The 7,405-nt window shown below is 63.6% G+C and carries 5 protein-coding genes; 1 reads left to right on the top strand and 4 read right to left on the bottom strand.

Annotated elements, in window-relative coordinates; all coding sequences use genetic code 11:
* Positions 1–883: 883 nt before the first annotated feature.
* Positions 884–2,152 carry a hypothetical protein gene (locus tag MBTS_RS11805; protein ID WP_192215735.1) on the bottom strand — a complete coding sequence of 423 codons (1,269 nt, stop codon included), beginning with the start codon at positions 2,150–2,152 and terminating at the stop codon, positions 884–886.
* Between the two features lie 496 nt (positions 2,153–2,648).
* Between MBTS_RS11805 and MBTS_RS11810 the strand changes: the two genes are divergently transcribed.
* The gene (locus MBTS_RS11810) at positions 2,649–2,786 is read left to right on the top strand and encodes a hypothetical protein (protein WP_156629464.1); all 138 of its coding nucleotides are present in this window, start codon (positions 2,649–2,651) and stop codon (positions 2,784–2,786) included.
* A 76-nt stretch (positions 2,787–2,862) separates the two neighbouring features.
* Here the strand turns inward: MBTS_RS11810 and MBTS_RS11815 are convergent, their stop codons facing one another.
* The 3 genes from MBTS_RS11815 to MBTS_RS11825 form a co-directional block, all read right to left on the bottom strand.
* The gene (locus MBTS_RS11815; protein WP_192215736.1) at positions 2,863–6,027 is read right to left on the bottom strand and encodes an ATP-binding protein; all 3,165 of its coding nucleotides are present in this window, start codon (positions 6,025–6,027) and stop codon (positions 2,863–2,865) included.
* Positions 6,024–6,734: a hypothetical protein gene (locus MBTS_RS11820; RefSeq protein ID WP_192215737.1), complete on the bottom strand. Its 711-nt coding sequence runs from the start codon at positions 6,732–6,734 to the stop codon at positions 6,024–6,026. Before MBTS_RS11820 ends, MBTS_RS11815 begins: the two co-directional genes overlap by 4 nt.
* Positions 6,735–6,747: 13 nt before the next feature.
* Positions 6,748–7,405 (bottom strand): endonuclease domain-containing protein (locus MBTS_RS11825; RefSeq protein WP_192215738.1); only part of this gene is annotated, 658 nt, incomplete at its 5' end.

Consider the following 7,405-nt stretch of genomic DNA (forward strand, 5'->3'; position numbering starts at 1 on the left):
TTTTTCACCCCCCTGGCAAAATTTGCACCCCCCCGGCAACCGTTGCCACCCCTCACCGCTACTGAGTAGCGGGGGCGCCACTGAGTAGCGGTGAGAAGGGCCACGGGTGGTCATTTTGACCACCTCGACCACCAAAATCGCGTCCAGGACCGGCACTGAGTGCCGGGGGGCGGTGAAATCGACCGGAGGCCGGGCGAAATCGCCCCCTTCCTGCGAACCCCGGAAACACAACTCAATGAGTCAAGTTTCGCGGGCCACAATGGGCAGAGACCCACGAAGGGAATGTGAGGACCAAAATGATCACGACGTTAGGGATTTGCGCTGCCTACCTTGCCGCCGGCTCCACCGTATGGCGGAAACTCGTCATCCATCAGGATCATGGCAGCCAACTCGCAAGCTGTGAGACCCACGGCGGCCTGAGCCTCGGTGAGGACGCAGCATTCCTAATGACCAAAGCTACCTTTCTCGTGCTCTGGCCACTCTGGCTCCTCCTATTCATAGGCTGTCGCGTGCGCGAACGTGTATGACAGGCCGCCGGGTTCCATCTCATTGTCGGTCCGATCTCGGACCGCAAATATGCCAGCTCCTCTGGTATCCGGCTTCGCCCTCATGACCGTAGCAGTAGCCGGCCGCACGAAGGGCAGTGCTTAGCTGTTCGCGCCGGCTACACGCCCGGTCGGTCTCGGGGGCGTCCCCATGACCTCCACGGCAATCGCTATTCTCGACTGCCCATGCCCGTAGGAGGGCATTTGGTGACAGAGCAGCCGGCATGCGTGTCTGAGCTTCCGTCGGTGAGTGGACGGTGATCGCCATGTAAGTACATATAGCAATTGTAAACCAGTACACACGAGTCATCTAAGATCAGCCTAAGCATTCGAATTTCTTATCCGCGAGATGCGAGGTCAATTCGTTGATAGAAGTTATGAAGTCCAAATGCTATTTTATCTGAAAATTCAGACTCTGCAGACTTTAGCTGTTCGCGTACCGGTGCGTACTCTTTAATTTTACTTGCCGTAAATAAGCATCCGGCCGCTAGGGTCGTTGCGGCACTGTAAGCTGTTTGTAATTGGGTCACTAGACCGGTTGTCGCCGCCCAGGCACCGATGCTTGCTCCAGCCGCCACAATGTCACATTTTATCTTCATATTTAGGGTGCGTCTGTCACGCTCCAGGTTTTCAGCCTCTTTTCTGTAATTATAGATTAGACCACGAGCAATGTCATCAAAATCGCTCTTGCTGCGATATTCAATAGAGATGTCTGCAATGGACTTTAGCATTTCGTCTCTAGCTTGTGCCTGCTTGCCCCAGGTTCTTGTCCGCAGTTTCAATACATCGTCGATAGACATTTTTTCCAACACGCTTTCATCGATGTACTCTTCGTGAGCTATTCTTAGCAGCTCCAAACGGCGGGCCCAGAATGGATCATCTTCAGATACTAAATCTATAACTTCGTTTGCGCGACTGCTGATTTGTGAAGCTACGATATTATATGAGCGATGAGCAAAAAATGGTACAATATTTTTTGATGTGCAAAATCCGATAGTTTTTATTACAGACGCAAGCCTCGCTCGCGCGATGTTGGACAATTCTATCCTTCTCTCTTCATTTGTAAAATCTCCTTCAATCAGCGGAGTTGCCGGAATTTCGTTAATACCGCAATCCGCAGAACAGTCTGTTATGCTTGCCTGCCTGACTTCGTCTGCAGGAATTCCAAGTAAATCTTTATCGCCGTCTATTGCTGCAACCAGGACGGAATTTTCTTGCGCAAGATTTCGGTATGCCCAAAGCATGAATTGGACGTTCAGAGGATAGCTTCCTAGTAAAACAGCTCCGATTGTAGATTTTTGGCTTGTCTCAAGATCATATGTCGAGGTCACATCAAGTATATTTTCGCGTCTTGCGATATCGAGTTCATCCATTAGCTGGTCGAATTCGTTATCATAGTTGTTGTATTTGCCGAGAGGGCGAACCGGGCCGCTATTAAAGCCCATAAGAGGGGGCATTCCAAGCGCCATTGCAAACGCTTGCGGAGGAAACAGGTCTCTGTCTCCCGGATCAGAAATATGAACCTTATCGAACGTGAGCAAAGCTCGTTTTATTTCTAAAGAACTGTTCGGTCGTTCGTGCGGAGACATAAAGGTTTCGTAAATCACAAGTCTAATCCCATGGGTGAGTTGTGGTATTTGCTTGTAAATATCTGATGCGGCCTTATTCTTGTTACCGGCCGACCCTTAGCTGGCCCAGTTATCCGGTTTCCCGTCTCCTAGGTCCGTATACCTTTGAACTTACATCCGTTTCGGGGCTTGGCAACGTAACACGCTGGTGTTACACAGAACTCAGCCGCAGCCTCGCTAAGTATCTGTTTTAACAGTGATTTTTTTGGCGGGGTTACTGTCCTGCCGGGCCCACCACTCGCTCCCCGCGAACGACGGAAATTCGCGTGTTGCGGGAGACGTGCGCAGTCTCAAGGATTTAGCGAACGGTTGCCGTTGGAGACGCTTCTCCGAGGCGGTGCGCTTTTGACCTCCTGCCAATTCCCTCGGGAACCGCGGGATTGCGCCGGCGGCAGCAGACCCGCTGCCCGACCATGGCAGTGCCCATCCTCATGATCGACGTGAGGCTCCACGCGCTGCTCGAGGCCGCAGCCGAATGCACGATCGGCTGATTGCCCCTCCTGCCGGGGTGAACACCGGAGGCGCGAAGGCACTGTTCGCCGAACTGCGCAAACCTGCCCAGCTTCCGCAAAAGGACGATGGCTCCCAGCCGATCGGCCTTCTCAAATCCTGACGCGCCCGAGGCGCACCATGCGAGTGGCACCGTGCCCCCCGCTTCCATGCCCGGCCGGCGCATGGCAGCCGCGGGGTCATGCGGAGGCGATCGATCGCCTTGCTATCATGACGACCTGATCGGGGGTCGGCGGGTTGGCCGGATGGTGGCTCAGGCACAAAGGTGTGCGCAGCTTTGCCGGCTTCCCCGATCCCTCGGTGGCGAAGTAGAATTCGCCCGCGCCGAGTTTGCCGATGTCGCTGGCCGCGCCGCCGCTCGCCGCCATGATCTCCTGGGCTGCGGCGATGGTCGCGGGTGCGCTCTGGCGGCCGAAGAACTGCGTCGTGCAGTTCGAGACGATTTGGTTGTGCAGGCCCTTGGGCACCTGGGTCGCAACGACCATGCCCAGCCCGTACTTGCGTCCTTGCGCCACGAGCTTGATGCCGCTGCCGAGACTCGGACAGGCTCTTTGCGACGGCAGGAAGGTCTGCGCCTCGTCTACGACGTAGAGCATGCCGCGCGGGCTCGGATGCGTCTTGATCCAGCCGAACAACGTCATCTGCAGGCGATTTACGAAGTCCTCCCGCGCCGCCTCCGAGGCGAGACCGGCGAGGTTGATCACCGAGATGCGGGTGCGCGCCGGGTCGGAGCCGAAGAACAGGACCTGCGGGTCGAGCACGCTGCCCCTGGCTTTCAGGAGCGGGTTCGTGGCCACGGCCGCGTGCAACTCGTCGGCCATCCCGGCGGCGATCCTGGTCGCGCCGCCGATCTCGCTCACGCCGTCCGGCAGGTCGGCGAGCAAGGCGGTGAAGTCCGCGAGGCTGCCGCCGCCACGCTCGGCGAAGCGGCGCAACGCGTCGGCCAGCACGCCGCGCTGGATCGTCTTCCTCGCACCGGCGAGGGGTCCCACGGTCTCGGCCGCCATCTCGACGGCTTGTCCCCGCTCGTCGGCGTCCTCGCCGAGTCCCGAGAAGTCCGGCAGGACGGACAGAAACAACGGATTGCCGGCGGAGACTCCGGGCGTCCAGACCACCACCTCGACGCGCTCGGCGTAGCGGGCGGCCTTGTCGGCGTCCTCCGGGGTGAAGGCCGTCGGCCGCTCGGGCCAGGAATCGCCGAGCCGCGACAGGTCGTTGTTCGGATCGACCACGATGGCGGGGATGCCGGCGAGCGCAGCCTCCTCGACCAGTCGGCGCACCAACACCGTCTTGCCCGAGCCGGAGCCGGCGATGATGGACGTGTGCCGCGGCAGCAGCCGCAGCGGAAGCGTCACCGGCGGCGCGTCCGGCGTGAGGCGATGACCGACCGGGATGGCGTCGGGCAATACGGTCGGAGCGGGCTTGGAAGGAGCCGTCGGCGGCTTTGCCGCGTCCGGGTTCTCCCTCGGCATCCGCACCACGGAAGTCGCACTCGTGTCGACGGTCCCGGTGGAGTCCGTCCCGACCCCGAGGACGGGGATGTCGGCTCCTTCCGACTCGGCCAGACCGGCCTGCCGAAAGAAGGCGGTGGCACGCACGAATCTGTGCGCCCGCAGCCAAGCCTCGAATCGGTCCTGCCGCCCCTCCTCGGCGGAGGTCGCGTGCAGGTCGCGCAAGGCGACGAAGGTGCGCAGGTCGTCCTCCACCGGATCGATCAGCACGCCCTTCGCCGCGAGGAAGGCGTCGAACAGCTGCTTCGTCTTGGCGCCGCCGGGCACCGGGGCACGGCGCACGATCACCAGGCTTCGGTCGGGCATGCGTGCCGAGATGCCGGAGGCGGTCAGCGCGGCACGCAGGCGAGCCTGGAAGGCAATGGCGTTCTGCTGCAGCAGCGCGCGGTAGCACACATGCCGTTCGTGGTCGTTCCGGTCTCGGTCGATCAGGATCAGCCGGCCGTGCAGAGGCGGGATCTTCTGGTCGGGTTCGCCCTTGCTCGCCACGTCGAGCGCATCGTCCGGATCGTCCTCGAGCGCGTAGAGGTCGAAGGCCGTGCGCAGGATCTCCCCGAGGGCGGCCTCCTCGTCGAGCAAGCCGGCGATGTCGGCGTTGCGCTTGGCCCGGTCGAGGTCGAACACGGCGTCGGCGGTCGCGTCACGCGCCTGCCCGTCAGGGGCTTGGACGAGGCTGTCACACACGGTGACGGCCCCTTGCGCGAGGCAATCGCGCCGGAAGGCGTCGCAGCGCATCAGGAGCGTGCGCGGCATCATGCCGGAGCGGGCCGCGTCCGCGATCGCGGCGTCGCCGTACGGCCAGGTCGGATACGGGGGCTCGAATCCCACCTCCGCATAGGCCGGGGCCAGCCGGGCGCGGATCAGCGCCGCCGCTGCGGTCCGGTCGTTCATGCCCTGCAGCAGGACGGGCGTCACGTATCGCTGCAGCAGCGGCGTCAGGGCCCGCTCCTGCAGCCGCTCCCACGAGTTCTGGAGGCAGGTGATGACCGTCATGCCGCGGTGACGGACATCGTGGAGTTCGAGCAGGCCGGAGGCGAGCACCTCCGCCAGCCCCTGCCTTCCCTCGAACTCGTCCTGTCCGACGAAATGACTCGCGTCGATCACACCGTCGATCTGGTCGACGGCGACCAGGATCGGACCGCTCAGGCTCATGATCCACGACATGCCCTCGACGAGTTCCTTCGGCGTGGGCGGCGGGCGGAGAAACCCGAGTTCGGCGCGGGCGACCGGGTCGGCGTCGTAGCCCTGCAGCCATGCATGGGCGAGGCCCACGGCGCCGAAATCGTTCGAGCGCAGCAGACACAGGGCGCGGAACACGTCCTGGTGCTTGAGCGCGCTCCCCATGTCGACGCTCATCAACGCCTTGACGAGGAGGACGACGATCTTGCGCGTGTCGACGTCGGGGGTGTTGAACGCCTCCTCCACATGCCTTTCGACCTTGAACTGGCGCGCCACCCCGGCCAACACGGCGTCGGATTGGCGCCGGCCGTCCGGCATCTGATGCAGCATGGCCGTGAGGAAGCTCAGCGCGGCGCTGCGCCAGAACTCCGACAGGCCGAGGACGTCGAGCATCACGAACCAGCTGCCCGAGCGCCAGGCCTCCCGTCTCAGTTGCCCGACGAGATGTGTCTTGCCGACGCCCGACGGGCCGATGAGCACGCGCCCCATCGCGCGGGAGGCAGGACCGGGCGCCTCCCTGTGCAGATCCGCGATGATCCCGGGTGGGAGCGCATCGTTCGGGCCGCCGGTCGGCTCCACGTCGAGCCACACGCTGTCGAGGGTGCGCACCCAGTCGAAATCGACCCGGCGCAGGGCGTCGAGGGCGTCGCTCATGACTGGATCCATAGGATGTGGAAGGGTTCGCCCGCCGGGCTGAACGCCGCTTCGCGCTCATCGGCGGAGAGCGACTTCGGATCGCTGAGCTGGCTCAGCCGCGCCGTCGGATCGCCGGCCAGGATGGCCGCGAGCCCGGCATCGACGGTGGCGCGGTCGAGCTCGCTCAGATGCGCGCGCAGCGCGCTGAGGCGCACGGCCTGTGCCTTCTGCCCCTCCGTGAGCGCCAGATAGGCGGCCTCGATGCGGGCGCGCACCTGCTTCTTCGTGAGCTTCCTTGGCTTTGCCGAACCCGGTGGTGCCGCCTTCGCGGTGCGGCTGCGTGTGGGCTTTGCAGGGAGGGACACGGCGGAGGGGGACTCGGCAGGACGTGGCTCGGGCGTCGCCGGCGTGCCGATCAGGCCGGCCAGCGTCTCGCCGGTCGTGGCGAGATGCCGGTCGATCCGCTCCAGCCAGTCCTGCAGGACGCGGAAACTCGCAGGGAGCGGGTCGCGCAGGTGCTGGCCGGCCCAGTTCCAGCCCCCGTCCGTGACGGTCAGCCGGATGGAGCGACCCTGCTTCTCCTCGGAGAGGTACCGCCCGGAGACCAATGCCCTGCGATCGGCGGCGTCGACCTTGGGCACGACCTCGCTCTGCAGGGCGCTGCCGTGCTTGCCCAGCAGGCACCAAAGGATCAGCGCCTGCTTCGGCGTCGGCGTCTGGCTCATCGGATCGAACCCCTCATGTCGCGTCCATCGGTAGGCTGCGGAGCCGGACGACGGAGCGGATCTGCTCGATGGCCCGTCGAAGATCGGCCTCGACCTGCTCGTTGGTGATCCGCAGCACGAGGTAGCCCGCCGTCAGCAGGGTATAGTCCCGGTGGCGGTCGTCGGCGTATTTCGCAGCGCTGCGGTGCTCGGGGCCGTCGAGTTCCACCACGATGCGGTGCGCGCGGCAGAGCAGGTCGACCCGCGGCGGCTGCCCCCAGCCGCCGACGGGCACGGCTTCGTTGCAGCAGAACAGACCGCGCAGTTCGGCGTCCTGCTGCAGGGCCGTCTCCACCCGCTGCTCGATCGCGCTGGCGGGATGGGCCTTCGAACGCGGCGGGAGGAAGCGCTCGGCGACCGAAGGACGCTCGCCCACGATCTCGCAGGCGCCGTAGAGGATGCGATCGTAGGGGGTGGAATCGGGCGGCCAAGCCGGCAGCGCCATGACGATGGCCGCGCCGTGGCCCCTGCACCATTCCAGAGCCTCGATCACCGGCGCGGCGCGGGCCGGCGATACGGGATTGATCTCGCCGATCAGGACGACGCCGGACGGGTCGATCGCGTGCAGCAGCTGAACGAACTGGAGTTCCCGCGCGGCTTCGCGGAACCGGGGTGGGTGGCCGGCGCCGGCC

It is taken from the genome of Methylobacterium bullatum (assembly GCF_014845095.1).
GTDB classification, from domain to species: Bacteria; Pseudomonadota; Alphaproteobacteria; order Rhizobiales; family Beijerinckiaceae; genus Methylobacterium; species Methylobacterium bullatum.

Excerpts from the sequence above, each read along its gene's own strand:
- MBTS_RS11810 (WP_156629464.1), top strand. The coding sequence starts at position 2,649 with ATGCACGATCGGCTGATTGCCCCTCCTGCCGGGGTGAACACCGGAGGC.
- MBTS_RS11820 (WP_192215737.1), bottom strand. The coding sequence starts at position 6,734 with ATGAGCCAGACGCCGACGCCGAAGCAGGCGCTGATCCTTTGGTGCCTG.
- MBTS_RS11815 (WP_192215736.1), bottom strand. The coding sequence starts at position 6,027 with ATGAGCGACGCCCTCGACGCCCTGCGCCGGGTCGATTTCGACTGGGTG.